Origin of the sequence: Gemmiger formicilis, assembly GCF_016901605.1 — a bacterium.
Classification (GTDB): Bacteria; Bacillota; Clostridia; order Oscillospirales; family Ruminococcaceae; genus Gemmiger; species Gemmiger formicilis_B.
The window spans coordinates 1-277 of record NZ_JACJKP010000616.1 but is presented as its reverse complement, the minus strand read 5'-3'; the positions used below and the strand labels follow the sequence as shown (position 1 = coordinate 277).

The window sequence follows — 277 nt, the reverse complement described above, 5'->3', positions numbered from 1 at the left end:
TGAAGCAAGACAGATGACGCCGAAGGCGTCAGATGTACCTTGAAAACTGAATATAGAACTGCGAAATGAGATTTTAAGCTAAGTAAAATTCCTGATTTTAATTCTAAAATCTATAATTTCACCAAGCGGTAAAATCTCGTTGGCAAATGGAGAATCTGAAAAGAGATATGTTTATCGAAAGATAAACAACGGTCAAGCTACAAAGGGCGCAAGGAGAATGCCTTGGCACTGGGAGCCGATGAAAGACGTGGTAAGCTGCGATAAGCCTTGGGGAGGA

The 277-nt window shown here is 41.2% G+C and carries 1 rRNA gene; it reads left to right on the top strand.

Features of this window, described 5'->3' with window-relative positions:
- Positions 1-190: 190 nt before the first annotated feature.
- Positions 191-277, top strand: a 23S ribosomal RNA gene (locus tag H6B10_RS16175); the annotation flags it as partial.